The sequence below is a fragment of the Streptomyces sp. NPDC060232 genome (assembly GCF_042726555.1).
Taxonomy (GTDB): Bacteria; Actinomycetota; Actinomycetes; order Streptomycetales; family Streptomycetaceae; genus Streptomyces.
This window is the reverse complement of sequence record NZ_JBHXAG010000025.1, coordinates 34,367-57,029: the sequence shown is the minus strand read 5'-3', so window position 1 is coordinate 57,029 and position 22,663 is coordinate 34,367. Positions and strand designations below refer to the sequence as shown.

At 74.0% G+C, this 22,663-nt stretch carries 18 protein-coding genes and 2 pseudogenes; 11 read left to right on the top strand and 9 right to left on the bottom strand.

The genetic code is table 11. The features are described 5' to 3' along the window. Positions 1 to 63 precede the first annotated feature (63 nt). Together ACFWFZ_RS29025 and ACFWFZ_RS29020 are read right to left on the bottom strand one after the other, a co-directional pair. Positions 64 to 4,980: a DNA-binding protein gene (locus tag ACFWFZ_RS29025; protein WP_387125955.1), complete on the bottom strand. Its 4,917-nt coding sequence runs from the start codon at positions 4,978 to 4,980 to the stop codon at positions 64 to 66. Continuing rightward, positions 4,977 to 5,849: a DUF4132 domain-containing protein gene (locus tag ACFWFZ_RS29020; RefSeq protein ID WP_387125953.1), complete on the bottom strand. Its 873-nt coding sequence runs from the start codon at positions 5,847 to 5,849 to the stop codon at positions 4,977 to 4,979. Before ACFWFZ_RS29020 ends, ACFWFZ_RS29025 begins: the two co-directional genes overlap by 4 nt. A 201-nt stretch (positions 5,850 to 6,050) precedes the next feature. Here ACFWFZ_RS29020 and ACFWFZ_RS29015 point away from each other — a divergent pair, with 201 nt between their 5' ends. Further along, positions 6,051 to 6,785, top strand: coding sequence for a DUF1524 domain-containing protein (locus tag ACFWFZ_RS29015; RefSeq protein WP_387125951.1), 735 nt, complete (start codon positions 6,051 to 6,053; stop codon positions 6,783 to 6,785). Then, positions 6,782 to 7,057 carry a hypothetical protein gene (locus tag ACFWFZ_RS29010; protein ID WP_387125949.1) on the top strand — a complete coding sequence of 92 codons (276 nt, stop codon included), beginning with the start codon at positions 6,782 to 6,784 and terminating at the stop codon, positions 7,055 to 7,057. The genes ACFWFZ_RS29015 and ACFWFZ_RS29010 overlap by 4 nt, the downstream gene beginning before the upstream one ends. Positions 7,058 to 7,223: 166 nt before the next feature. Here ACFWFZ_RS29010 and ACFWFZ_RS29005 read toward each other — a convergent pair whose 3' ends face one another. Next, positions 7,224 to 7,757, bottom strand: coding sequence for a GNAT family N-acetyltransferase (locus ACFWFZ_RS29005; RefSeq protein ID WP_387125947.1), 534 nt, complete (start codon positions 7,755 to 7,757; stop codon positions 7,224 to 7,226). Positions 7,758 to 7,907: 150 nt separating this feature from the next. Here ACFWFZ_RS29005 and ACFWFZ_RS29000 point away from each other — a divergent pair, with 150 nt between their 5' ends. Then, the gene (locus ACFWFZ_RS29000) at positions 7,908 to 9,173 is read left to right on the top strand and encodes a sulfite oxidase (protein ID WP_387125945.1); all 1,266 of its coding nucleotides are present in this window, start codon (positions 7,908 to 7,910) and stop codon (positions 9,171 to 9,173) included. Positions 9,174 to 9,203: 30 nt separating this feature from the next. Here ACFWFZ_RS29000 and ACFWFZ_RS28995 read toward each other — a convergent pair whose 3' ends face one another. Further along, positions 9,204 to 10,364: an alpha/beta hydrolase family protein gene (locus ACFWFZ_RS28995; RefSeq protein ID WP_387125943.1), complete on the bottom strand. Its 1,161-nt coding sequence runs from the start codon at positions 10,362 to 10,364 to the stop codon at positions 9,204 to 9,206. Positions 10,365 to 10,454: 90 nt separating this feature from the next. Continuing rightward, complete coding sequence (locus tag ACFWFZ_RS28990; RefSeq protein WP_387125941.1) at positions 10,455 to 11,441, bottom strand: isopenicillin N synthase family dioxygenase; 987 nt, start codon at positions 11,439 to 11,441, stop codon at positions 10,455 to 10,457. Positions 11,442 to 11,682: 241 nt separating this feature from the next. Here ACFWFZ_RS28990 and ACFWFZ_RS28985 point away from each other — a divergent pair, with 241 nt between their 5' ends. Then, positions 11,683 to 12,456 carry a VOC family protein gene (locus tag ACFWFZ_RS28985; RefSeq protein WP_387126026.1) on the top strand — a complete coding sequence of 258 codons (774 nt, stop codon included), beginning with the start codon at positions 11,683 to 11,685 and terminating at the stop codon, positions 12,454 to 12,456. Between the two features lie 160 nt (positions 12,457 to 12,616). Next, positions 12,617 to 12,805, top strand: a complete 189-nt coding sequence (locus ACFWFZ_RS28980) for a DUF6381 family protein (protein ID WP_387125939.1) — start codon at positions 12,617 to 12,619, stop codon at positions 12,803 to 12,805. Between the two features lie 122 nt (positions 12,806 to 12,927). Here the strand turns inward: ACFWFZ_RS28980 and ACFWFZ_RS28975 are convergent, their stop codons facing one another. Then, positions 12,928 to 14,304: a M64 family metallopeptidase gene (locus ACFWFZ_RS28975; RefSeq protein ID WP_387125937.1), complete on the bottom strand. Its 1,377-nt coding sequence runs from the start codon at positions 14,302 to 14,304 to the stop codon at positions 12,928 to 12,930. A gap of 140 nt (positions 14,305 to 14,444) precedes the next feature. Here ACFWFZ_RS28975 and ACFWFZ_RS28970 point away from each other — a divergent pair, with 140 nt between their 5' ends. Beyond that, entirely contained in the window at positions 14,445 to 15,821 is a 1,377-nt protein-coding gene (locus ACFWFZ_RS28970) for a tetratricopeptide repeat protein (protein ID WP_387125935.1), read from the top strand. Between the two features lie 157 nt (positions 15,822 to 15,978). Here ACFWFZ_RS28970 and ACFWFZ_RS28965 read toward each other — a convergent pair whose 3' ends face one another. Continuing rightward, entirely contained in the window at positions 15,979 to 16,224 is a 246-nt protein-coding gene (locus tag ACFWFZ_RS28965; RefSeq protein WP_387125933.1) for a DUF6158 family protein, read from the bottom strand. 147 nt (positions 16,225 to 16,371) lie between these two features. On the opposite strand from ACFWFZ_RS28965, the gene ACFWFZ_RS28960 reads away from it, so the two are divergent. Together ACFWFZ_RS28960 and ACFWFZ_RS28955 are read left to right on the top strand one after the other, a co-directional pair. Next, positions 16,372 to 16,974 carry a TetR/AcrR family transcriptional regulator gene (locus tag ACFWFZ_RS28960; RefSeq protein WP_387125930.1) on the top strand — a complete coding sequence of 201 codons (603 nt, stop codon included), beginning with the start codon at positions 16,372 to 16,374 and terminating at the stop codon, positions 16,972 to 16,974. 38 nt (positions 16,975 to 17,012) lie between these two features. Then, a pseudogene (locus ACFWFZ_RS28955) lies at positions 17,013 to 18,266 on the top strand (MFS transporter); the annotation flags it as partial. On the opposite strand, the gene ACFWFZ_RS28950 reads toward ACFWFZ_RS28955, so the two are convergent. After that, positions 18,237 to 19,145 (bottom strand): LysR family transcriptional regulator, encoded by a 909-nt coding sequence (locus tag ACFWFZ_RS28950; protein WP_387125928.1) that lies wholly within the window; start codon positions 19,143 to 19,145, stop codon positions 18,237 to 18,239. The pseudogene ACFWFZ_RS28955 and the gene ACFWFZ_RS28950 overlap by 30 nt on opposite strands. 183 nt (positions 19,146 to 19,328) lie before the next feature. Here ACFWFZ_RS28950 and ACFWFZ_RS28945 point away from each other — a divergent pair. Then, positions 19,329 to 19,870, top strand: a pseudogene (locus ACFWFZ_RS28945) (DUF6817 domain-containing protein). A gap of 349 nt (positions 19,871 to 20,219) precedes the next feature. Here ACFWFZ_RS28945 and ACFWFZ_RS28940 read toward each other — a convergent pair. Then, on the bottom strand, positions 20,220 to 20,564 hold the full coding sequence (locus tag ACFWFZ_RS28940) for a helix-turn-helix transcriptional regulator (protein ID WP_387125926.1): 345 nt from the start codon (positions 20,562 to 20,564) through the stop codon (positions 20,220 to 20,222). A 148-nt stretch (positions 20,565 to 20,712) separates the two neighbouring features. Between ACFWFZ_RS28940 and ACFWFZ_RS28935 the strand changes: the two genes are divergently transcribed. Continuing rightward, positions 20,713 to 21,216, top strand: coding sequence for a universal stress protein (locus ACFWFZ_RS28935; RefSeq protein ID WP_387125924.1), 504 nt, complete (start codon positions 20,713 to 20,715; stop codon positions 21,214 to 21,216). Between the two features lie 51 nt (positions 21,217 to 21,267). After that, positions 21,268 to 22,320, top strand: a complete 1,053-nt coding sequence (locus ACFWFZ_RS28930; protein ID WP_387125922.1) for a TerC family protein — start codon at positions 21,268 to 21,270, stop codon at positions 22,318 to 22,320. The last annotated feature ends 343 nt before the right edge of the window (positions 22,321 to 22,663 follow it).

Genomic DNA, 22,663 nt, shown 5'->3' with positions numbered 1-22,663 from the left:
GGGCCGGCGCGGCCCACCGTGTCAGGTGGGCCGCACCGGCTCCGCATCGGGGTAGCGGCCGGTTCAGCGGCGGCGGGCGCGGGTGCGCTTCACCTTGAGCTCCTGGAAGCGCGGGACGTCGCCCTCCCGGATCCGCTGCCAGGCGCGGCGGTAGAGCTCCGCGGCCGGTTCGGCCGGCGCCAGGACGCCCAGCAGCGGCCGGCCGCCGGGGGTGAGGCCGTACATGGGCAGCTTCCACTGCTCCACCGGCAGCGCCGGGGAGGCCATGTCGGCCCACCCGCCGGGCAGGAACAGCGAGCGTCCGGCCCGGCTGCGGTCGGCCGACACCACCAGGTCGGTGGCGGCCAGTTCGGCGCGGGCGGCCTTGAGGCGGGCCGGCTTCCAGCCCGTCCACCGGGCGGTGTTGCGGTCGGTGGGGTCGGGCATGGCGAGCAGTGCCAGGTACAGGGCGGCCGCGTCGGCGCCCAGCGCGTACTCGGCGCCGACCTCCTCCACCAGTTCGGGCACCGATCGGCTCGGGTCCTGCGGCCACCACGTGCCGGCCGCGTCGACCGTGCCGGCGGCGGGGGCGCCCGGGTCGGCGAGCAGTGCGGCGAAGCGCGGGTCGTGGGCGGTCCGCAGGGCCGTCTCGGCCATGAGGGGCTGCTGGTCGTCGCCGCGCAGCGCCGGCAGGTAGGGGTCGGAGCCGGTGGAGTCCAGCAGTGCCGTCCGCACCGCCGGCCTGGGCTGGTCGTCGTGGGTGGCCATGACGACCGCGCCGTAGCGCTCGTAGCCCTCGCCGGTCTCGGTCGGAGTGCCGGCCGCCTTCCGGAAGTTCGACAGGCTGGTGTAGTGGGCGATCTCCAGGAGCAGTCCGGGTGCGGCGAGCCGCTGTCGTACGGCGGTCAGCGCGGGCGGCAGGGCCGCTCGTACGGGGTCCCCGGCCGGCAGCCGGTGGGCCAGCCATGCGCTCATGGCCAGGGTCGCGGTCAGGACCTGCGCGGTGAACGGGTCGGTGGCGGGCTCGGCGGGCTCCACGTGGTCGCCCTTGACCGTCCACGGCACGTCGAGGGAGAGCTCACGCGAGGCGGCCGGGTCGAGGAGTGCGGCCAGTACCCGGTGTGCGGGCCATCCGCCGCGGACGGCGCGCGCGGCCTCGGTGGCCAGCCAGTCGGGTACGGGGGTACGGCGGCCCACGCGCCGGTTCCACAGCTCCGCGGCGGCCGCCACGTCGGGGCCTTCGCTCCACAGGCGGGCGGGGTCGGCGGGCAGCAGGGCCGCCACGATGGCGCGCCGGACCTCCGCACCGAGGTTCTTGAGCTCGTCACGGGCGTAGGCGGCGTCGGTCGCCTTGACACCGAGGGCGGTACGCACCTCCGCGGGCAGGAAGTTGCGCTCGTAGCTGTCGATGTGCGGGAGTCCCGCGACCACCAGGCGGGCGAGGGCGCCGGAGACCCCGGTGAGGCGGGAGAACTCCTCCGCGGCCTCCGGGCGGAAGGGCACCGGCCCGTGCTCGGCGGCCGCGCCGAGGAAGGCGGTCAGCCAGCCGGGGTCCCGGTCGGGATCACCGAGGGGCGTCTCGCGGCGCACGGTGTAGGGGCCGGGGACGGTGAAGCCTCCGGTGGGGTCGTGGAGCAGGGCTCCGAACTCGTGGCCGTCGGGCACGGAGTCGCCCTGCTCCGTCATGGCGAGCAGGGCTCCGCCGCCCAGCGGCAGCAGGCTGCGGTGGTAGCGGTTGCGGTCGAGACCGTCGGGGCCGGTGAGGTGGGCGTGGCCGAGGTGGACCACGACCCGGCGCCAGCTGTCGGCCGAGCCCTGAGCCGAGGCCATCCCGAGGGCGTCCACCTCGCCGAGCATGGTGAGGAGGGCCGCCCGCTGTTCACCGGTGGTCGTCGCGGCGACGGCCCGGTAGGCCGCGGCCGCAGGCTGGTCGAGCAGCGGTGTCCAGGCGAAGGTGTAGTACGGCAGGGCAGGGGTGTCGAAGTGGAGCAGTCCGGGCACGGCGGTGGCGTCGGTCGCGGCGCGGGCGGAGCCGAGGAGGCGCAGGGTGCGGTGTGCGCCGTCGCTGTCGCCGTTGTAGCGGTAGTGGTCGTAGTCGAGCAGGCCGCCCAGGGCCGCGCCGAGCAGCTGGTCGGCGGGCCCCTGCTCGCGGTCCTCGGCGGGGGCGGTGTCCGCGTGGAGCCGGGCCGAGATCTGGTCCAGGGCCTTCTGCTGGGTGAGGGCGAACCGCAGGACCTCGACGATGCCGCCGATCAGCTTCGGGTCGGTGACCTGCGGCAGGGCCGCGCTCACCACGTCCGGCAGCTCGGTGGCCTTCGACACGGCGGCCGCCGCCTTCAGGAGGGCCCCGACGGTCTCGCGGTCGGCCGTACGCAGCGCCGCCGAGCCCTGCGGGTCGCGCGGGCGCAGTGCGTACCAGTGGGAGAGCGGCGGGAGGTCCACGCTGCCGGTGCTGAAGGGCGTGTCGTGGCGGTCGTTGCGGGTCTGGGCGGTGACGACGCCGTCGGGGTCGGTGACGGCCAGCGAGCGCCAGCTGTGCGAGAGGGCGCGCGGGCGGTCGTCGCCCGGGAAGGTGAGGGCCGCGACCGGCTTGTCCCCGCCTTCGGGGACGGTGACGGTGCGGCCGCCGGTGTCGATGCCGGCCCAGCCGTTGTCGGGGAGGCGTACGGCGTGCCAGCCGAGGAGGCCGTCGACGGGTGCGCCGAGCACGGAGCCTTCCACGGTGGGCGTGGGCAGCAGCCGGCTGGAGTACCCGGAGGAGGCCTTGCCGTGGTACGCCCTCATGGTGTCGGTGAAGAAGGCGGGCACGGAGGAGCGTCCGTAGGCGCCGCTCGCCGGGTCGTACTCGAGCCAGCCGCTGTCGTTGTCGTGGTCGCGCTGCCGCCACGCCCAGTACGAGGTGCCGTCGGACAGGACCGGCCGCTCGTCGGGCAGCCGGGTGTCGCCGCGGTGCAGGACGCCGCCGCCGGTGGTGCGCCCGCCGCCGGGCAGCTGCAGGGAGAGGTGGTCGCTGCGCAGGGACCAGTAGTTGCGGTCGGTGTCGAGGGTGAAGACGGTGCCGGGCGAGGAGTGCCAGTAGCCCTCGACGCGGTGGGCGCTCCAGTCGGACCAGAAGACGAGCAGTTCGCCGTCGACGTAGTGGAATCCCATGCGGCGGTGGGAGCCGGCCGGCACGCGCAGGTCGTGGGTGAGGACGGTCGAGTCGGCGTCGATGACGCGGACCTGGGCCGCGTTGGCGACGATGAGGTACGGCCAGGCCTCGACGATGGTGAGGCCGCCCCGGTCCTTGCCGGGGGTCAGTTCGGCGACGGCGCTCTCCCAGGAGGGCCAGGCCAGCTCCTCGAAGAGGCCGCCGCGCAGGGTGCGGGCAAGGGTTTCCCCGAGGTCGGCGGCGGCCGCGGCGGCGACCTCCTCGGGGGCGAGCGCCAGTGCCTCGACGGGCAGCCAGGTCAGCCGCTCGATGGCGTCGGGGACTCCGGGCAGGCCGGCGGCGACGGATGCGCGGGCGACGTCGGCCATCCACTCGGTCAGCAGCGGGCGCGCGCCGGGAGAGGCCGCGACGTGGCGGACGATGTCGGCCCCACCGCTGCCCATGCCGTTCAGGGCCCGGCGGAAGGCGGGCCGGAAGCGGGGGTCCGCGGCGACCGCGGCCAGGTCACGGCGCTCGTCCCGGTGGGCCCAGTCCGACAGGTTCAGCGTGTCGTGGCGGTGCCGCGGCTCGTGTTCCTGGGGGGCGGCGACGGGGACTTCGAGGGTGAGCAGCAGGTCGAGCAGGTCGGCGTCCTGGACGCCCACCTTCAGGCCGGCCTCCCTGCCGGGGCGGGCGAGTTCGGCGCGCAGCCGCGGGGCGCAGCGCTCCACGATGTCAAGGAGGGCCGGGTTGGTGGGGCGGCGGCCCCAGCCGGAGTGGCGGGCGGTGTAGAGGCGTTCGAGCCATCCGGCGGCGCCGTCGGCGCAGCGCTCCTGCGCGGGCAGGTTCTCGTCGGCCAGTCCGGCGGTGGCGCCGGACTCTTCCAGGATGTCCAGCCACAGGTCGGTGAGGTCGACGTCGCCGCTGGGCGGGGTCAGTCCGAGGAGCGTGCCGCGTACGGCCGGGACGCGGCGGGCGAGCGCGACGAGGGCGCCGCGGTGGGCCTTCCACCAGCCGAGCGCGGCGCGCAGGGTGGCGGGGAGGGGGAGCAGTTCGGCGAGGTACTCCTGCTCGGGTTCGGTGCCGGTCAGGCCGGCGGTGCGGGCGAGGCGGCGCAGTTCGACCGCGGCCTGCGCGGAGGGCGGCAGTCCGCCCGCGGTGCGGCGTACGCACAGGCGGCGGAAGCGCTCGTAGGCCTCGTCGGGGCTGACGCGGCCGGCCAGTGCCTTGCCGTAGCCGGCGAGTACCTTCACCGGCAGGGCGCCGGCCAGCGCGAATTCGAGGAAGACGGAGTCGAGGCGGTCCTCGTCGACGGGCAGGCCGTGCTGGGCCTCGGCGGTGCGGGCGCGGCCGAAGAGCTGGGCGGCGTAGGTGGTGTTCTCGACGGCGAGGAAGATGCGTGCGGCCTGCTCGTGGAAGAGGGGCAGGAAGTGCGGCACGGAGGCGGCGAGGCGGTCGGCCAGTTCGAGGCACGCGTCGAGCGCGGCCTTGGGCTTGGTCTTGGCCTGGCGGGCGATCCGGTCGAGTTCGGGGACGACGGCGAGGGCGTGGTGGCCGTCCTCGGGGTGGTGCACGAGCACCCATTCGGGGAAGCCGAGTGCCTGGCGCCGGCTCAGGCCGACGACGGACGGCTCGCCCTCGTCGCGTACGAGGCCCAGGAAGCCGGCGGCGAGGTCCTCGGCGGCGCCCAGTTCGGCAGCGGCGAGCCGGACGACGACGCGGTCCTCGTCGAGGCCGGGGTGGCGGTAGGTGCGGGCGGTCAGGTCGACGGCGTCGGCTCCGGCCCCGGTGGTGCCGTTGGGGAGGACGGCGCCGGCCTGCAGCAGCAGTGCGGTCTCGGTCGTCCCGGTGTTTCTCAGGTTCCTGCTCATGCGTCCCCGCCCTCCTCGATCTTGCGCCCGGCGTACAGTGCCGCGGCCATTCGCATTCCCTCGGACCAGGCCACCGGTCCGACCTTCGCCAGCGTCACCGACCGGCCGTCGTCGCCGTGCCAGCTCAGCGCGCCGGTGGTGGTCTCGTCGTCGTAGTAGGGCTCGCCGATCCACACCGCCGCCTCCGTGCCGGTGCCGGCTCCCGCGTCGCGGACCTTGCAGGTGGCGTAGCCGCCGGAGACCCGGTAGCCGAGGGCGGTCGCGCGGGCGGCGAGGCTGAAGCGGGTGGGGAAGACCCCGCCCGCGTAGTCACGGACCTCGGTGGCGGTGGCGGAGACCTCGTCGGGCTTGCGCCACGTGGCGCGGTGGATCTGCTCGACCTGCTGCACGATGCCCAGTTCGGCCGCGAACTCCCGTACGTCGTCCAGGTCGGGCAGCAGTACGGGGTGGGGCAGGGTCACCGTGCGCGCGGAGAGCCGTACGGTCTCGCCGTCGAGGTTGACCACCTTCAGCTCGCCCGAGGCGGTGGCGTCCCGCAGGAAGCCCACCTCGTCGGGGTCGTCGCCGACGACGGCCAGGTCGCGCAGGGCGTTCTGCCAGGCCTCGTCGGGCCAGACCCGGGCGAGCAGTTCGGTCGGGACGGGCAGCGAGGACACCATCCAGCCGTCGACCTGGGCGACGCAGGCCGCCGCGTGCCGGTCGAGCCATTCGGCGAGCCGGCGCAGCCGGTCCACCTCGGGATGGTCCTTCAGTGCCTTGGGCAGCGTCTTCAACTGCCGTCCCGCTGCCCGGCCGGTGACGGACCTCGCCGCCACCCGCCCCTCCACCAGGGCGATCTCGTACCCCTCGCCCGCCGCCAGCCATGCCATCAGACTGTGCCCCTCCGCCTGTCCCGTACCTGTTGCGCGCAGCCCTGACAGGGGGGACCAAACCCCCCTGAGCTGCGGTATGTCGGGAGACTAGCGAGAGGCACTGACAACGCCCGCCGGAGGGGCGCCGTAGGTTGAATGTCCGGTTCTGGGTAGGCTTTCCCGGACAGTGGCGGAGCGGTTCGGGCTCGGGGTGGGGTCATGGGACGTCAGATACGTGTACCGGGTGTGCTGCTGGCCGCCCTGCTGCTGGCGGCCGGGGCCGGCTGCTCCGGTCCGGCCGCTCCGGACGCGCCGGGCGGCGGGAACGCGAAGCCGTCCGGCTCCCGGGCCGCGCCGCCGGCCGGGGGTCCTGAGGGCGGGGCGCCGGCCGGCGGGGACGTGCTGCCCGGCATGGTCACCACCGCCGCGGCCCGCAGCAGGCTGGCCGCGCTGAAGGTGGCTCCGGTGGGCACGATGGCCGGCTACAGCCGGGCCAGGTTCACGCACTGGGCGGAGCAGGGCGACAGGTGCGACACCCGCGAGACCGTCCTCGAACGGGACGGCGCCGAGGTGAAACGGGACGGCGAGTGCCGGGCCGTGTCCGGCACGTGGAAGAGCCTCTACGACGGGGTGACCGTCACCGACGCGGGCAAACTGGACATCGACCACATCGTGCCTCTCGCCGAGGGCTGGCGCTCCGGGGCGTCCGGCTGGGACGCCGCCCGCCGCAAGGCCTTCGCCAACGACCTGACCCATCCTCAGCTGCTGGCGGTCACCGCTGCCTCCAACCGGTCGAAGGGCGACCAGAGCCCCGACCTGTGGCAGCCGCCGGACCGTTCGAGCTGGTGCCAGTACGGACGGGCCTGGACCACCGTCAAATCCGCCTACGAGCTGACCGTCACCGAGCCGGAGAAGAAGATGCTCACCACGATGCTGGACACCTGCGCCTCATGACCGGCGCGGACCAGTGGCAGGACGAGGTGCTCGCCGGGCCGGGCGGCGCCATGACCGACGAGGTCGGCGTCATCACGGGCCCGCTGACCCTGCGCACCACCGCGACCGGCGCAGGCCTGGTCCGGTTCGACGTGCAGTACAAGGACGCCGACGAGTGGTACACCCTCACGGGCAGCCCCCGGCCCCATCACGGCGCCCCGGCCGCCCTGCACACCGCGGCCGTCGCCGCGGTCCGTGCGGGCGGCGGAGCCGTGGCCCCGCGGACGGCCTGAGCAGGGTCAGAGGCCCGGCCGGAGCACGGCGATGCGTCCCGCTCCCCCGGTCCACGCTCGCCGGGCCGCGGCCCGGCGACCGGTCCGCCCGGCGGACGGACCCCTGGAGCGGTCCGGACGACTCCCGGGGCGTCCGATCGGCTGATGCGGGACGGCCGTGGTCCGGTCAGGCCTCGTACTCGGTGAGGTCGATGCCGTGGATCTGTACGGCGTGCCCGTACCGGGGGTCGGTGGTCTCGCGTTCCCGTGCCATGTCCAGCTTGCGGACCACGTTCTCGGAGGCGGTGTCGCCGAGCCGGTGGACCGCGACGACGCGGTCGAGGCCGCGGTCCTGCAGGGCGAACTCCAAGGTGGCGTGGGCGGCTTCGGAGGCGTAGCCCTGGCTCCAGTACTGGCGGCCGAGCAGCCAGCTGATCTGGACGTCGGCCCGTGCGTCGGGCAGGTCCTCCAGGACCGAGAGGCCGACGGCTCCGATGAGCTCGCCGGAGCCGAGCAGCTCGACGGCGAAGAGGCCGAAGCCCTCCTCGTCCCACTCCTCCTCCCAGCGCTCGATGGCCTCGGCCGTCTCGTCGAGGCCGAGCGTGGAGCCGTCGCCGACCCAGCGCATCACGTCCGGGTCGGCGTGGATCTCGGAGAGGGGGACGAGGTCGTCATCGGTCCAGAGGCGGAGGAGAAGTCGGGGGGTGCGGATCTCGGTCATGCCCCCATCCTGCCGAAATTCGCCGGACCAGCGGTAATCGGCCGTTGCGGCGGTGCTGCGGGTTCGCGGCCATCTGCCGGGGAAGCTTTCCGCGGTTCGCCCCGGACCTCTGCGGTCCGTCGGGAAGCGCGACCGAGGAGTGTCCCCGCCATGCCGATCGATCTGTCGGACGAGAGCCACTACGACCGTACGCGCCTGCGGCAGTGGACCCGCGGCCGCGCCCGCTCCGCCGGGCTGGACCGCCGCGATCTGCTGAAGCTGTTCGCGGTGGGGGCCGCGGCCGGATCGCTGGGGGCGGCCGGGGCCGGTACCGCCTCCGCCGCGGGGGCGGAGGCGGCGCCGGGTATCCTCAAGCCGCTGCCGCCCGAGCTGTTCACGATCCGCGAGACGAACGCGGAGACGAACTTCGCCGCACTGCGGGGCACGGGCCGGCTCACCCCCATCGACCGCTTCTTCGTACGCAACCACACCTCGACCCCGCGCATCGGCGCCGGCGCGTGGCGGCTGACGGTGTGGGGCGACGGGCTCGCGGGCGGCCCGGTGGAGTTCTCGTACGCACGGCTTCGCGCTCTGCGGGCGGTCGAGCGGACGGTGTTCATCGAGTGCGCGGGCAACGGCCGGAGCTTCTACTCCACGCAGCAGGGCATGCCGGTGACCGGTACGGCCTGGACCCTGGGCGCGATCGGTGTCGCGCACTGGCGCGGGGCGCGGCTGTCGGACGTGCTGCGGCTGGCGGGCGTGACCCGGGGGGCGGTCGACGTCATGCCACGCGGGCTGGACGACGAGGTGGTGGCGAACGGGGTGAACCTGGGCCGGGTGCGGCGTCCGCTGCCGGTGGCGAAGGCGCTGGACGACGTACTGCTCGCCTACGAGATGAACGGTCGTCCGCTGCCGCCCGACCACGGCGGTCCCGTCCGCCTGGTGGTCCCCGACTGGGTGGGGATCTCGTCGATCAAGTGGGTCGGTGACATCGAGGTGAGCGGTGAGGCGCTGTACTCGCCGTGGAACACGGACATGTACCGGCTGTTCGGGCCCGGGCAGCCGGCGCAGGGCAGCGCCCCGCTGACCCGGCAGACCCTCAAGAGCGCCTTCGAGCTGGAGCTGGGCGCCACCGTTCCCGTGCACCGGACGCGGCTGCTGACGGGCCGGTCGTGGTCCGCCGCCGCCCCCGTGACCCGGGTCGAGGTCAGTACGGACGGTGGCGGCCACTGGCGGCGCGCCCGGATGCACGACTCCCCGCAGCGGGGCGGCTGGGTGCGCTGGTCGGTGCCGTGGACCCCGCGGGCGACGGGGACGACCGCGCTGCTGGCCCGGGCGAGCGACGGGACCGGGCGTACGCAGCCGGACACGGCGGTCCACAACACGCAGGGCTACCTCTTCGACGCGGTGGTGCGCCACGCGGTGACGGTGGTCTGAGCCGAGACGGCCCGGGGGGGGCGGGACGGGCTACGGAGCGTGGAAGCGGACCTCCGGGGCGTCGGCGGAGGGGCCGTCCAGGACGGGCCGGGACTCCCCGCGCAGGTGCCGGTCGAGGAAGGCGCCGACGTAGCGGCGGGTCAGTTCGACGGAGCGGGCGCCGGGCAGCGGGGTCTCGGGGTCGTTCAGGCCCAGCTGCTCGCCGATGGCGGGGAAGTCGCTGAAGGTGAAGTGGCCGGAGCCGTCGAAGGTGATCCAGCGCTTCCAGCCGTCGAGCAGCGGCCAGTCCAAGTCCCAGGTCTCGTTGCCGCCGGGGCCCCGCTCCTGGGCGCCGAGGAGCAGGAAGGGGCGTCCGCCGAGTCCGGTGGCGGGTACGGGGGTGGCATTGCCCCCGTCCATGTTCACCCCGGCGCGGATCCTCGGGTCGGCCGCCATCGCGGCGATCGCCGAGGCGCCGCCGATGGAGTGGCCCGCCATCGCGATGCGGCCGGGGTCGATGAGGCCGGCGTGGCGCCAGGCGGGGTGGGGCCCGGTGAGGCGGTCCAGCAGGAAGGACACGTCGCGGGCCCGGTTGTCGCTGACCGCCCGCATACCGGTTTCCTCGGACTTGTCGCAGGCCAGGCAGGTGAGCACGCGGCCGCCGGGGAAGGCGGTCCCCACGCTTTCGTGGGCGTGGTCGACCGCGGCGACGACGTAGCCGCGGGAGGCCAGGTCTTCGGCGAGCGCCGTGAGGGTGGCGCGGTGGACGGTGAAGCCCGGTGAGAGGACGACCAGCGGGTGGCGTCCGGCGACGGGGCGGGCGCCGGTCCGGGCGGCGCTCGCGGTACCGGCCAGGGTCTCGACGGGGACGGCCTGGTCCAGTCCCCTGTCGACGAGGAGCAGCCGGGCCTCCTCGCGGGTGAGGTAGCGCGCGGCGCTGCCGGTGTCGCGCCGGGCGGGGTAGCGCATGGTGACCATCAGTTCGCGCGGTCCGGAGCCTGCCCAGGGGTCGGTCCGGCTGCGGTCCACCAGGTGCAGGTCTTCCCGGCCGACCGCGAACCGTCCGGTGGGGCGTGGGAGTTCGACCGCGGGGCGGCTGCGCTCGGCCGCGGACGGGGCGTCCGCCGCGGCGGCGGTGCCGGCGGCGGCGAGCGGGGGCGGCAGGAGCAGGGCGAGTAAGGCGGCGGCTGCGGCTGTTCGGCGTCGGGTCATGGGAGCGACGCTATGCAGTGTGGCCGGGCCCGGTCTTCACCTCGGCGGTTGATCCGGGCGTAGCCCCTGGGGATGGTTCCGCGCCGCGCGTCACTCCGAAGTATCAGTACCTGCGGGGACGCTGATGGCCCGGAGCTTGTCCCGCAGGTAGGTGTGGGAGTCGACGGGGTCGTGCACCACCCGGCCGATGGGGGCGGGGAGGGATTCCACCCGGGTGTGCGCGTCGCACTCGTAGAAGTAGACGAGTGAGATCAGTTCCTCGGCGGGGGTGTCGGCGGGCGGGGGCAGCACGCGGTGGCGGCCGGCCCGCCAGCGGTCGCCGGTCCAGCGGGCCATCAGGTCGCCGATGTTGACGGTGAGCGCGGCCGGGTCGTAGGGCGCGTCGATCCAGCCGTCGGCGTCGGTGTGGATCTGGAGCCCGCCCGAGCCGAGTTGCCGGTCCAGGACGGTGACCGTGCCGAAGTCGGTGTGGGCGCCGATGCGGAACTGTCCCGGCAGGGGGGTGCCGACGGTCTGTGTGCCGGGGTACCAGTTGAGGTTGAACCCCCAGGTGGGGTGTCCGGTGTGGCGCGTGAAGCGGTCCTCGTCGAGCCCGAGGGCGGTGGCGAGGAGTTCCAGCAGTTCGTCGGAGAGGGCCCGCATCCGCGCCAGGTACTCCGTGACCAGCGGGCGCAGCTCCGGTACCTCCTCCGGCCAGGTGTTGGGCCGGAACCACTCGGCGTCCACGGCGGGCCGCCCGGTCGGTTCGTCGGCTGCGAAGGACCAGGACTCCTTGAGGTCGGGCGGCGAGTCCGTCCCCTCCGCGTGGCTGTTGGCCTCGGCCCCGGGTCCCAGCCAGCCCCGGCCGCCGACCGTGACGGCGTACGGCTCCTTCAGGGCGGCCGGCAGCCGGAAGAAGGAGCGGGCGGCGTCCCGGATCCGTGCGGGGAGCACGGGGTCGATGCCGTGGCCGGTCACGAGCAGGAATCCGGCCGTGCGCAGGGCTTCGTCGACGCGGGCGGCGGTCCGGGGCCGTTCCTGAGGACCGCCGGACCGCCATGGCCCGAGATCGATCACGGGAACCTGGGATCCCGACATGGCAGACCTGCCTTCCCCACGCTGCGCGATGGTGTCCGGGACCGAGGCTACCGCTGCGTACGGCCGGCCGGGATCGACACGGAAAGTGATTCCCGGCCACTTTGTGTGCGCATCGACGGCTGTAGGACGCGAGGATCGTCACGATAAGGACCAGAATGGAACGATGGGTGCCTCAGGGACGGAGTGTGCGGTGGAGATTTCGACACGGGAGGTCTTCGGGGCGCCGTGCTGGGTGAGCCTGATGACGCGCGACCTCGGGACGGCCCAGCGCTTCTACCGTGCGGTGGCCGGCTGGCGGTTCCGGCCGGCCCGCCTCGGCGATGCCTTCTCGGTGGCGTTCCTCAACCGTGTCCCGGTGGCGGGCATCGGGGCGCTGGCCGCGGATCTGGGGGTCGCGGCGGCGTGGACGCCGTACTTCGCCGTCGACGACGCCGACGTGGCGGTGGACCGCATCCGTGAGCGGACGGGGACCATCGCCGTCGGTCCGGTGTCCTTCGAGTCCGGCGGCCGCGCGGCGCTCGTCGCCGACCCGGACGGTGCGGTCTTCGGGATCTGGGAGGGCGACGTGGCCGCGGACTGGCGGGCCGGCAAGGGCCCCCTCCCGGCCTGGCTGGAACTGCGCACCCGCAACGCCCTCGACGCGGCGATGTTCTACGGCGCGGTACTGGAATGGGCCACCGACCGCCCGGGCTGCTGCGCCGTCTCCTACGAGGAGGACCAGGTCGTCCTGCGGCAGAACGGCGAGCCGGTGGCCCGCCTGAACAGCGGTCCCGTCGAGCTCGCCTCCTACTCGCCGCACACCCGGCCGCGCTGGCACGTGCATTTCCGCGTGCCCAGGCTCCGGCCGGCGATCGAGGCGGCCGTCATGCTCGGGGGACGCATGGTCTCGGACATCACCTCGAACGCCGTGGAGCGGTGGGTGACGCTCCGCGACCCGGACGGAGCGCTCTTCACCCTCACCACCGAGCTCGGGGCGGACTCGGACGAGGACCTCGCCCGGCCGGGCCTGTACTGACCGGATGGGCCGACGGTGTGGTGTCGGCGGACGCCGGCAGGCCGTCCCCCGGCGGGGTCGGTTCGCTGCGGATCACCTTGGGTGACGGTTCGAGATGCGGGTGTACGGCAGGGCTGCTTCGCTGAATCCGCCCGCTCTCCCCACAGTGCAAGGAGCGATCATGAGCGTTTCAGGCGAGTCCCGCGGCCGGTCCCTGCAGATGCGCACCAAGGCCAAGGAGCTCAACGAGGCCGCCGAGCGGTCCACCGATCCGGAGGAGCGCCGCCGACTGAAGGAGAAGGCCCGCCGCCTGCAGGAGCAGAGCGAGCAGGAGAGCCGCATGGACGACCGGGGCATGGACCCCGTGTAGCCTGCGCACCCCTGCGGACTCACCGCGCCCCGGCCGGTGTCCGCCGCGACCCCGTCGCCGCGGACACCGGCCGCCGCGCGCCCGCCGCGCGCGGCTACCGGTACCGGTCCCCCGGCTCGGGCCTACAGGCGGACCTTCCACTCCACCGTGGAGCGGAGCGTCCGGGCGGTCTTCGGGTCGCGGACCGACGGCGTGCGGTCCTCGGCCGTCACCGACAGGCGGTGGGTACGGAGGTCGAACAGCCACAGCTCGGCCACGGACACCTCGGTGCGCCCCTCGAACCGCCGCAGTTCCCTGCCGTCCAGGTACCAGCGGACCACGAGCTGCCGGCCGTCCGCTCCGGCCAGCTTCGGGACGGCGACCTTCGCGGTGTGGTGCATCCGCAGGGTCCGGTCCGTCGGAGTGAGCGCGGTGGCGACCTTCGCGTGCTGGTAGAACCCCGCGATCATCGATTCGACGCCGGGCAGGTTGAAGGGCTTGCCCAGGACCCGCATCAGCGAGTTGTCGGTGGGCCGGTACAGCCCCGTCACGTAGTAGTTGCCGCCCTCGTACGCCCCGACTGTGCCGCCGTCCGGCGACTCCTCGCCGAGCCAGCGGTACCACTTGGCCCGCTGCGCGGCCATCCGGTCGGCGGGCAGGCCGGAGCTGTTGGACTCGCCGGGTTCGGACCCGGTGTACTGCTCGTAGCCCGGCACGCCCGGGTAGAAGTACTCGTCGGCGAGCTTGCCCAGCGAGTGGCCGGTCTCGTGGATGGCGACCTGGCCGGACTTCGGGTGGCCGGCCGAGGCGGTCGATATGCCCTCGTAGCCGAGGGTGGCGCTGGGCTCGTTGTAGCCGGCGCCCCCGTACTTGGCGCTGTTGGCCAGGACGATGACCAGGTCGGCCGCGGGCGCCTTCGCCACGTACGCGTCGACCTTGGGCTGGTCGATGCAGAGCAGCCGCTCGATGTCGTCGCACCAGAAGGAGGAGCCGAGGGCGGTGTCGCGGACGGTGGCCGGGTCCGGGTCGCCGGAGACGCCCGATTCGCGGGAGACCGCGTCGACGGTCCAGACGTTGAAGAGGCCGCGGTAGGTGGTGTACGGCTCGACGGCCGCCACCTCGGCCCACTTCTGCTCGGCGTCCGCGTGGAACCGCGGCAGTTCGGCTGCGGTGTAGCCGTCGCCGATGACGACGACGTCGAGCCGGTCGGCGGTCGAGCCGTTGTCGATGATCTTGGTGACCTCGCCGTCGGCCGAGCGCTCGGCCTCGGTGAGGCGGCCCGAGCTCTTCGCGGGGCTGCCGGCCGACGGCACCAGGGCATGCCCCGATCCGGCGTCGCCGCCCTGCTCGGGCCCAGGGATCTCGACCTTCACCCGCGTACTGGCCGGACCGTCCGCCGCGTCCGCCGCACCCACCGGGCCGGCGGCCACCAGCGCGGCGGTCGCGCAGACCATCGCGAGCGCCGCACGCAGCGCCGGACGCGGCGTCCGCCGTTTGAACACGCCTCTGACCGGATCCATGAAGTCCTCCCCCGGGAAAGGAAGTTAAGTGGATTGATAAACGCATTGAATCGGCTGCTTAAACTAGGCGGCGCACGCGAGGTGCGCAATGGCGTACTCCGGTTGAATACTGGGGAGTTCGAGCAACCAGGGGGGATTCCATGGACGAACCGGGCCAGATCGGCCGCAGGGTCCAACGTATGCGTGTCGAACGCGGCCTGACCCAGAAGCAGTTGGCGCACCCGTCCTACACCTCGGCCTACATCTCCACCCTGGAGTCCGGCAAGGTGCGTCCCTCCGAGACCGCGCTGCGCTTCCTCGCCGCCCGCCTGGACACCTCGTACGAGGAGCTGGCCACCGGCCGCCCCGCCCACCTGGCCACCGAGCTGCGGCTCGCCCTCACCGACGCGCAGCGCACGCTCGCCACCGGCGCGGCCGACGAGGCCGCCGTACGCTACCGCCGACTGCTCGCCGAGGCGGAGGAGCTCGGGCTCGCACCCGAGCAGGCGCAGGCCCGCCTCGGGCTCGGCGAGTGCGCGCTGGAGTCCGGTGAACTGCCTGCCGCGATCAGCCACTTCGAGGAGGCCGAACGCCTTCTGGCCGACGAGCCGCTACCGCTGCGGGCCCGCCCCGTGCGCGGCCGTGCCGTGGCGCACCTGCTCGCGGGCGAGCTGCGCTACGCCTGCTACCTGCTGGAGTCCGCCATCGACGAGCTGGGCGCGAGCGGGCTGGCGGACCCCGACGCGCTCGTCATGCTGCACGCCGCGGTGATCGGGCCGTACATGGACATGGGCGCCCACGCCCGCGCCGCCCACTCGGCGGAGCTCGCGCTCGCCCTGGCCCCGCGGGTCGGCGATCCGGCGCTGGTGGCGGGCATGCACCGGCAGGTGGCACGGACCTTCCTCGCCGAGGGGCGGATGGCCGAGGCCGACGCCTCCCTGGCCAAGGCGCAGGCGATCTACGGCCGGCTGCAGCTGAGCACCGATCTGGCGCACTGCCACTGGATGCGCGGCTACGTACTGGCACAGAATGGTGAACTCGGCCCTGCGGAACGGGAGTTGCGCACTGCCCGGGACATGCTGTCGGCCCGGCGGGCCGGCCTGTACACGGCCCAGGTGGAGGTCGAACTGGCGGACGTACTGCGCCGGCTGGGCCGGCAGGAGGAGGCCGCGGGACTCCTCGACGCGCTGCTCGATCTCGGCAACAGCCATGGCGCGGTGCACGCCGGCGGCGCTCACCGGCTCCTCGGCCTGATGGCCGAGGAGCGCGGTGAGACGGAGTCCGCCGAGGAGCACTACGTACAGGCGCTCGCCCTGCTGGAGCGCAGCGGGGCGACCGGCGACCTCGCCGATCTGTGCCGGCTGCTGGGCGACCTGTTGCGGCGTACGGGCCGGGTCGAGGCGGCGATGGACGCGTACCGCACGGGCCTGGGGCACCGGGCGGCGCCGGGCACCACCACCCTGGGCCCGGCGCCCGCGGCCGCGTTCCGGCCCGCCCGGGTCAGTGGTCCTCGGGGGGCCGCAGATCGCGCGGAATGAGCGCCCAGCCGTTGGCCGCCGCGGCGACGGCGAGGCCGCCGGTCCCAAGAACCCGCGCCCTGGTCAGGGAGCCCCTGCGCCTCGAACGGTACGAATCCGTCTCATTCGAGGCAAAGAGGGCTCAGGCGCCGTCCCAGGCGGGCCGAGGCGGGTGGCGTCAGTGCTCGCCGTTGGTGCGGGCGCGGGCACCCGACCGGGTGCGGGAGGCGGTCTGGGCCCGCTGCGGATGGCGGCGTACGTACTCGTGCTCCAGCTCGTTCATCCGCTTCGTATGGGTGACCAGGGCGTCGTCGGACCCGTACAACAGGGTCTCGTGGCGCGTGCGGTGGATGGCCTCCAGCTCTTTGAGCAGTCGGCCTTCCTCCAGGTCCTGCGCCGACGGGCCGCCGTCGTGCTCCGTCATGGCACGTGCACCTCCTCCTCGGGCCCCCGCCCAGTCCATCATCCTCCGCACCGCGCCGCGCGTCCTCGCCAACCGCCGCGGGCCGCCCCCTCCCGCCACGCCCGATGCGAGTAGACACTGTCTACTCACGCTGGTAGACAGAGGTCCATGGACCAGGAGAGACCCCTTCGGGAACGGCTCATCGACGTCGGCGCCGAGCTCGTCATGAACGAGGGCACCGGCGCCCTCGGGCTGCGCGAGATCGCCCGCCGGGCGGGCGTCTCGCACGGTGCGCCGCGCCGGTACTTCCCCACCCACCACTGCCTGCTGTCGGCTATCGCCCGGCGCGGCTTCGCCGATCTCGGCGAGCGGTTCGCCGAGGTGGCGGCCGGAGCGAGGGAGTCCACCCCGCGGGAACGGGTGCGGGCGATCGGCTGTGCCTACGTCGGCTACGCACTGGAGCACCCCGGGATGTTCGAGCTGATGTTCCGGCACGACCTGCTGGACAGTGCGGGACAGGACCCCTCGCACGAGCCGCGGCTGCGGGAGTCGACCCTCCCGCTGTTCTCCCTGCTCGTCGCCCTCGCCGACCGGTGCGGGGCGGCCGAGCCCTCCGTCACCGCCGCCGCCCTGTGGGCCAACCTGCACGGCGTGGCGCAGCTGTGGCGCTGGGGCAGCCTGCCGCTGGTCCTCGGCGAGGACCGGGCCGCGGGCGTCGAACGGCTGGTGGACGCCGCCGTCGACGCGCACCTCGGGGGTGTCCCGGGGTGAGGCAGCGGATCTCACTGCTGGTCAGCGTGGCGGGCGCCATGCTCGTCGCGCTCGACGGCACCGTGCTGACCGTGGCGCAGCCGAGCCTGAGCCACGACCTCGGGGCGAGCGTGACGCAGGTCCAGTGGACCGGTACCGCCTACATGCTGGCGGTGGCCGCGTTCCTGGTCGTCGCCGGGCGGCTGGGAGACCGCTACGGGCACGCCCGGCTGCTGTCCGTCGGCGTGCTCGGCTTCGCCGCGGCATCGGCGGGCATCGTGTTCGCGCCCGGCGTGGGCTGGGTGATCGCGCTGCGCGCCGTGCAGGGCGTGTTCGGCGCGCTGCTCCAGCCGGCGACGCTGGCCCTGCTGCGGCTCGCGTATCCGCCCGACCGGCTGGCCACGCCGGTGGCCGTGCGGACCAGCGCGATCGGGGTGGCCGCGGCGGCCGGTCCGCTGCTGGGCGGTCTGCTGGTCGCACAGTGGGACTGGCGGGCGGTGTTCGTGGTGAACGTGCCCGTGGCCGTGGTGATCGCCGCGCTGACCCTGGCGGTACGGGCGCCCGCGCCGCCGCGGGCGGAGGCGGAGCGGCTGGAGCTCGGCGGTGCGGCCCTGCTCGCGACGGCCGTCGCGGTGTTCGTGCACGCGCTGGTCGGTGTACCGGAGTACGGGTGGAGCGGCGCGGCGACGCTGCTCGGGTTCGCGGGCGCCGCCGTGCTCGCCGCCTGGTTCGTGCGGCGGGAACGGCGTTCCGCGCGGCCGCTCGTGCCGCCCGCCGTGGCCCGGGCCAGGGCGGTGACGGCCTCGATGGCCCTGCTGCTCGTGGTGTCCGCGGGCATGTTCGGGGCCCTGTTCACGGCGACGTTCCGGCTCCAGGACGTGCAGGGGCTGGACGCGCTCGACACGGGGCTTCGGGTGCTGCCGCTGACGGCGGTGATGGTCGCGGGGGCTCCGGTGGCGGGGATGGCGCTGCGCCGGTTCGGGGCGCGCCGGACCGCGCTGACCGGTACCGCCCTGGTCGTCACCGGGATCGCCGGGCTCGGCTCCGCGTCCGGTCCGGCCTTCGCGGTGCTCGGGGCCGGGTTCACGACCGTCATGGTCACCGCGACCGGGGCGGTCGTGGGTGAGGCCCCGGCCGGGTACGCCGGGGTGGTCGGCGGGCTCAAGCAGACGGCCATGAACGTCGGTCCGGCCCTGGGCATCGCGGTCGCCGCGAGCGCCGGCGTGCACGGTCCGTCGCTGGTGGCGCTGGCCGCGCTGGCCGCGGTCGGTCTGGCCGCGGCGTCACTGCTGCCCGGCGGCGCGCGCCCGGCAGCTGCGGACGACCTCGTCGGCGAAGACCAGGGCCGGCGGGGCGAGGGCCGCCCAGCGGCGGACGGCCCAGCCGACGGCGAGCGGCGGCAGGGCGGGGATCGGCACGAGGCGCAGCGGCCCGTCGGATCCGGGGACCTGCCAGCCGGGCAGCGCGGGCACGACGGCGTGGCCCAGGCCTAGTTCGGCGAGCAGCAGTGCGGTGTCCCAGTCGGCGACGCTGGTGTCGGAGCGTACGTGGATGCCGGACTCGGCGAGGGCGGCGTCGAGGTGGGAGCGGGAGGCCGAGTTCTCCGGGAGCCGGATGTGGCGGATCCCGGCGAGGTCGGCGGGGGTGAGGCCGGCCCGGCCGGCGAGGGGGTCGTCGGCGCCGACCGCGAGCACCCAGGGCAGTTCCATGACGGGGCGCTGCTCGATGCCCCGGACGGGGGCGCCGATGGTGATCCAGGCGAGGTCGAGGTCGCCGGCGGCGAGGGCGTCGAAGCAGCTGCGGCTGGAGTTCTCGGTCTGGAACTCCAGGCTCACCTCGGGGTGGTCGCGGCGGAAGGAGACGACGGCCTCGGACATGAAGTGCCGCACGGTCGTGGCACCGGTGGTGACGCGCACGCTGCCGCCGCCGCCCCGTACGAGGTCGTCCACGCGGCGCAGCGCGCCGTCGAGGCCGGCGATGCCGTCGGCGGCGGCCGCCTGGACGATGCGGCCGGCCTCGGTGGGCACGACGCCGCGGGCGTGCCGTTCGAGGAGGCTGGTGCCGGTCTGCCTCTCCAGGCGGCGGACGTGCTGGCTGACGGCGGACTGGGTGCAGCCGAGGTCGCGTGCGACGGCGCTGAGGCTGCCGGCGCGGCAGACGGCCACGAACACGCGGAGGTCGTCGAGGGTCATGAGGCCCAAGATATTCCTTGGGTGTGGGGAGCAAACCGGAGGATTGACTTGGATATCGGGGTGGATCAAGATCGATGCAGGGCCCGGGCGGCAACCCGCCCCCGCCTTCGCCACGGGGTCCGGACCCCCGGCTGAAGGGGTGGGCGGGTGCCGACCCACCACCGCGATCCCGGGGAGGCTTCCGTGTCGGAGCGTGCCGTCGCATGGCTGCGGGCACTCGGTGCGCAGGACGTCGCCCACCCCGGCGGGACCCTCCTGGCGCACCTGGAGCGAGTGCGGGGGCTGCTCGCGTCCTGGGGTGCCCGGCCGGCCCTGCAACGGGCGGGCCTGTGCCACGCGTTCTACGGAACCGACGGGTTCCCCGAGGCGTTGCTGCCGCTCGCCCGGCGGACGGAACTGGCCGAGGTGATCGGTGACGAGGCCGAGGCGATCGTGTACCTCTACGCCGCCTGCGACCGGGCGGCTTCGTATCCGGCGCTCGGCCACGCGGTGGCGGCCTTCCGCGACCGGTTCACGGGCGGTGTCCACTCCCCCGCCGTGGCGGCGCGGCGGGACCTGGCCGAGCTGTCGGCGGCGAACGAACTCGACCTGGCGCGGATCGATCCCGCCTTCCGGGAGGCGTGGGGCGGCGAACTCCTGGCGCTGTTCGGCCGGTTGCAGGGGCTGCTGGCGAGCCGGCCTGGCGGGCGTGCCAGGCCGTACTGGGGGGCGCGGACACGGCCTGAGCCCTGTTCCCGGGCGCCGGGCGGCCGGTGCTGCGGGGTCGAAGAACCTGCCGGACGTCGCGGCCTCGTAGGCGGCCTGGGAGGCCAGGCGCGGCAGGGCGTCCCGTCCACCGCGAGCGCGGTGGGCGCGGTGGGCGCGGAGGCCGCGTGGAGGGTGAACTCGTAGCCGCGGGAGACCGGTTCGCCGGTGCAGCTGCCGGTGGGGGCGCCCGCGGAGACGGTGACCGTGCCGGCGCCGGAGGTCGGGGCGCTGACGTCGAACCGCTGGCGGGCGTCGGCGCCCGACCGGTGGGCGTGGGCGCGACGCCCGCGATGACCTCACGCACCCCAGGCGGCAGCGCCGCTTCGGTCACCGCGTCGCTGCCTCCGGCTCGGCAGGCTCGGTCTCCGGGGTGGCTTCGCGGTGGAGGAAGGCGCCGAGGAGGTCGCCGACGGGGTGGTCGGCCTCGGATGGGTGGCGCAGGGCGACGGTGGGGTCGATGGTGTAGCGGTTGCGGCGGCCCACCCGGGTCCGGGTCAGATACCCGGCCGCCTCCAGGTCGGCGACGATGATCTGCACCGCCCGCTCCGTGATCCCGATCCCGGCGGCGACGTCCCGCAGCCGGACCTCCGGATCGCGGGCGAGCCACAGCAGCACCCGCGCGTGATTGGTCAAGAACGTCCACTGGTCGCCGCGTGCCGATGAGCTGCTCATGACCTCCATCATACGAAGTCTGGTTCGCATATCGAACCCCTCACACGAACCTTTATTAGCGAAAAAGTTTTCGCGTAACTGTTGACGCATGTCGGGGCGGGGGTGACGCTGGAGGGGATTCCTCCGGTTAAGGAAGGCGGTAAGTGTCATGGCCCGACTGCTCTGTCACCCCGTACCCGACAGCGTCCACCGTCCCGCGCGGGCGGGTCTGGTCCAGCCGGTGGCGGCGGTGCTGACCGACCGCATCGATGATGTGGCGGTGGCCGAGGCGGCCGCACGGATGGCGGTGGCCCGCCGTGTGCCGCTGCTGCTGATCGCGGTGATGCCCCCGCACGTCCGCCGCCCCTCCCTCGGTCCGGCCTCCGCGTCGGTGCGGGCGGTCCTCGCCCGGGTCATGCCCAAGGTCGGCCCACACGCGACCGGCTACATCCCCGAGGTGTTCCACCTGCCTCCGGGCCGGGGAACGCGGCTGGCGGCGGCGAAGGAACTGCTGGCACTGGCCCGCCGCCACCGGGCCCCGGACGTGATGGCCGCCCGCAGCGGCCCGCACGGCCTCGACGCCCACGCCCTGATCGAGGCCGCGGCCCTGCGCGGCGGCCCGTTCGTGCACGCGGTCGCCCCCGCCTCCTGGGTGCCCCTGCGATCGACCTGACCGGGCCTTCACTGAGGACCTGCCCCGCCGCTGGAAAGGAAACGTTCCGCGATGAATGACCTGTCGTTCGCCGTCCCGCTGTGGGTGTGGGCCGCGGTCACCGTCGGCATCTGCGTGATGCTCGCCGTCGACCTGATCGCCCACCGCGACAACCACGTCATCGGCTTCAAAGAGGCGGCGATCTGGAGCTCGATCTGGATCGCGATCGGCCTGGGCTTCGGCCTGATCCTGCTGGCGTGGCAGGGCGGGGAGGTGTCCTCCACCTACTACGCCGGCTACCTGATCGAAAAGGCCCTGTCGATCGACAACGTCTTCGTGTTCGCGCTGGTCTTCTCCTTCTTCGCCGTCCCCGACGCCTACCAGCACAAGGTCCTCTTCTGGGGCGTCCTCGGCGCACTGGCCGCCCGGCTGGTGTTCATCTTCGTCGGCGCCGAGCTGCTCCAGGTGTTCTTCTGGACCGCCTACGTCTTCGGTGCGTTCCTGATCTGGACCGGCTGGAAGATGGCCGTCTCCAAGGACGAGGAGGTCCACCCCGACCGCAACCCGGTCGTCCGCCTGGTCAAGAAGCTCATCCCCACCGATGCGAAGTTCCACGGCGACAGGTTCTTCATCCGCAGGAACGGGCGCCGGGTCGCGACGCTGCTGTTCGTGGTCCTGGTCGCGGTGGAGGCCACCGACCTGATCTTCGCCGTCGACTCCGTCGCCGCCGTCCTGGCGATCACCACCAACACCTTCCTGGTGTGGACCGCCAACGCCTTCGCCGTCCTGGGCCTGCGCAGCCTGTACTTCTGCCTGGCCGGACTGCTGCGCCGCTTCACCTACCTCCACTACGGCCTCGCGGTCCTCCTCGCCTTCGCCGGCGTCAAGCTCATCCTCTCCGAGACCCCCGTCGGCAAGCTCCCCATCCCCCTCACCCTCGGCGTCATCACCGTCACCATCACCGTCTCCATCGCCTGGTCCCTGATCGCCACCCGCAACCAGCCCAGCGACACCGACGAGCAGCCGGCCGGGACCGAAGCCGGAGCCGCCGACAGCGGCGAGACGGCACCCGCACCCCACCAGCCCGCCGCCCAACGCGCCACGTCCGACAAGGAATCGCCATGACCACGAGCCAGGCACCCCAGCCGGCCGCCCCGTCATCGACTCCGCCGAAGGTTCACGTCTACGACTCCCCCTCCGCGCTGACCGTGGCGCCCCGGCCCTGATCGCCGGCTCCGGCGCCGACCCCGCCCGGACCGCCACCCCGGGCGTGCCCGCCCGCATCAACCGGGCGTGCTCTGGTGGCGCGGGCGGTCGTGGTCACCCTGCCATGGTGGGCGGCGGGCAGGCAGGGCCGGGCTGCGCGTGATCAGGGGAGCCGTCCAGAGGGGACAAGAAAGGCAAGGAGGTGAACCCACTCCTTGCCACTCTCAACTTATAGCGCACCAGGGGGCTTGCGGCAAGGCCC

What these genes read in the sequence shown, in the direction of transcription:
- ACFWFZ_RS28980 (WP_387125939.1), top strand. Translation starts at nt 12,617, where the DNA reads ATGAGCGTTTCAGGCGAGTCCCGCGGCCGGTCCCTGCAGATGCGCACC.
- ACFWFZ_RS29000 (WP_387125945.1), top strand. Translation starts at nt 7,908, where the DNA reads ATGCCGATCGATCTGTCGGACGAGAGCCACTACGACCGTACGCGCCTG.
- ACFWFZ_RS28975 (WP_387125937.1), bottom strand. Translation starts at nt 14,304, where the DNA reads ATGGATCCGGTCAGAGGCGTGTTCAAACGGCGGACGCCGCGTCCGGCG.
- ACFWFZ_RS29015 (WP_387125951.1), top strand. Translation starts at nt 6,051, where the DNA reads ATGGGACGTCAGATACGTGTACCGGGTGTGCTGCTGGCCGCCCTGCTG.
- ACFWFZ_RS28985 (WP_387126026.1), top strand. Translation starts at nt 11,683, where the DNA reads ATGACGCGCGACCTCGGGACGGCCCAGCGCTTCTACCGTGCGGTGGCC.
- ACFWFZ_RS29025 (WP_387125955.1), bottom strand. Translation starts at nt 4,980, where the DNA reads ATGAGCAGGAACCTGAGAAACACCGGGACGACCGAGACCGCACTGCTG.
- ACFWFZ_RS28990 (WP_387125941.1), bottom strand. Translation starts at nt 11,441, where the DNA reads ATGTCGGGATCCCAGGTTCCCGTGATCGATCTCGGGCCATGGCGGTCC.
- ACFWFZ_RS28940 (WP_387125926.1), bottom strand. Translation starts at nt 20,564, where the DNA reads ATGAGCAGCTCATCGGCACGCGGCGACCAGTGGACGTTCTTGACCAAT.
- ACFWFZ_RS29005 (WP_387125947.1), bottom strand. Translation starts at nt 7,757, where the DNA reads ATGACCGAGATCCGCACCCCCCGACTTCTCCTCCGCCTCTGGACCGAT.
- ACFWFZ_RS28935 (WP_387125924.1), top strand. Translation starts at nt 20,713, where the DNA reads ATGGCCCGACTGCTCTGTCACCCCGTACCCGACAGCGTCCACCGTCCC.
- ACFWFZ_RS28970 (WP_387125935.1), top strand. Translation starts at nt 14,445, where the DNA reads ATGGACGAACCGGGCCAGATCGGCCGCAGGGTCCAACGTATGCGTGTC.
- ACFWFZ_RS28960 (WP_387125930.1), top strand. Translation starts at nt 16,372, where the DNA reads ATGGACCAGGAGAGACCCCTTCGGGAACGGCTCATCGACGTCGGCGCC.
- ACFWFZ_RS28930 (WP_387125922.1), top strand. Translation starts at nt 21,268, where the DNA reads ATGAATGACCTGTCGTTCGCCGTCCCGCTGTGGGTGTGGGCCGCGGTC.
- ACFWFZ_RS29020 (WP_387125953.1), bottom strand. Translation starts at nt 5,849, where the DNA reads ATGGCATGGCTGGCGGCGGGCGAGGGGTACGAGATCGCCCTGGTGGAG.
- ACFWFZ_RS28950 (WP_387125928.1), bottom strand. Translation starts at nt 19,145, where the DNA reads ATGACCCTCGACGACCTCCGCGTGTTCGTGGCCGTCTGCCGCGCCGGC.
- ACFWFZ_RS28995 (WP_387125943.1), bottom strand. Translation starts at nt 10,364, where the DNA reads ATGACCCGACGCCGAACAGCCGCAGCCGCCGCCTTACTCGCCCTGCTC.
- ACFWFZ_RS29010 (WP_387125949.1), top strand. Translation starts at nt 6,782, where the DNA reads ATGACCGGCGCGGACCAGTGGCAGGACGAGGTGCTCGCCGGGCCGGGC.
- ACFWFZ_RS28965 (WP_387125933.1), bottom strand. Translation starts at nt 16,224, where the DNA reads ATGACGGAGCACGACGGCGGCCCGTCGGCGCAGGACCTGGAGGAAGGC.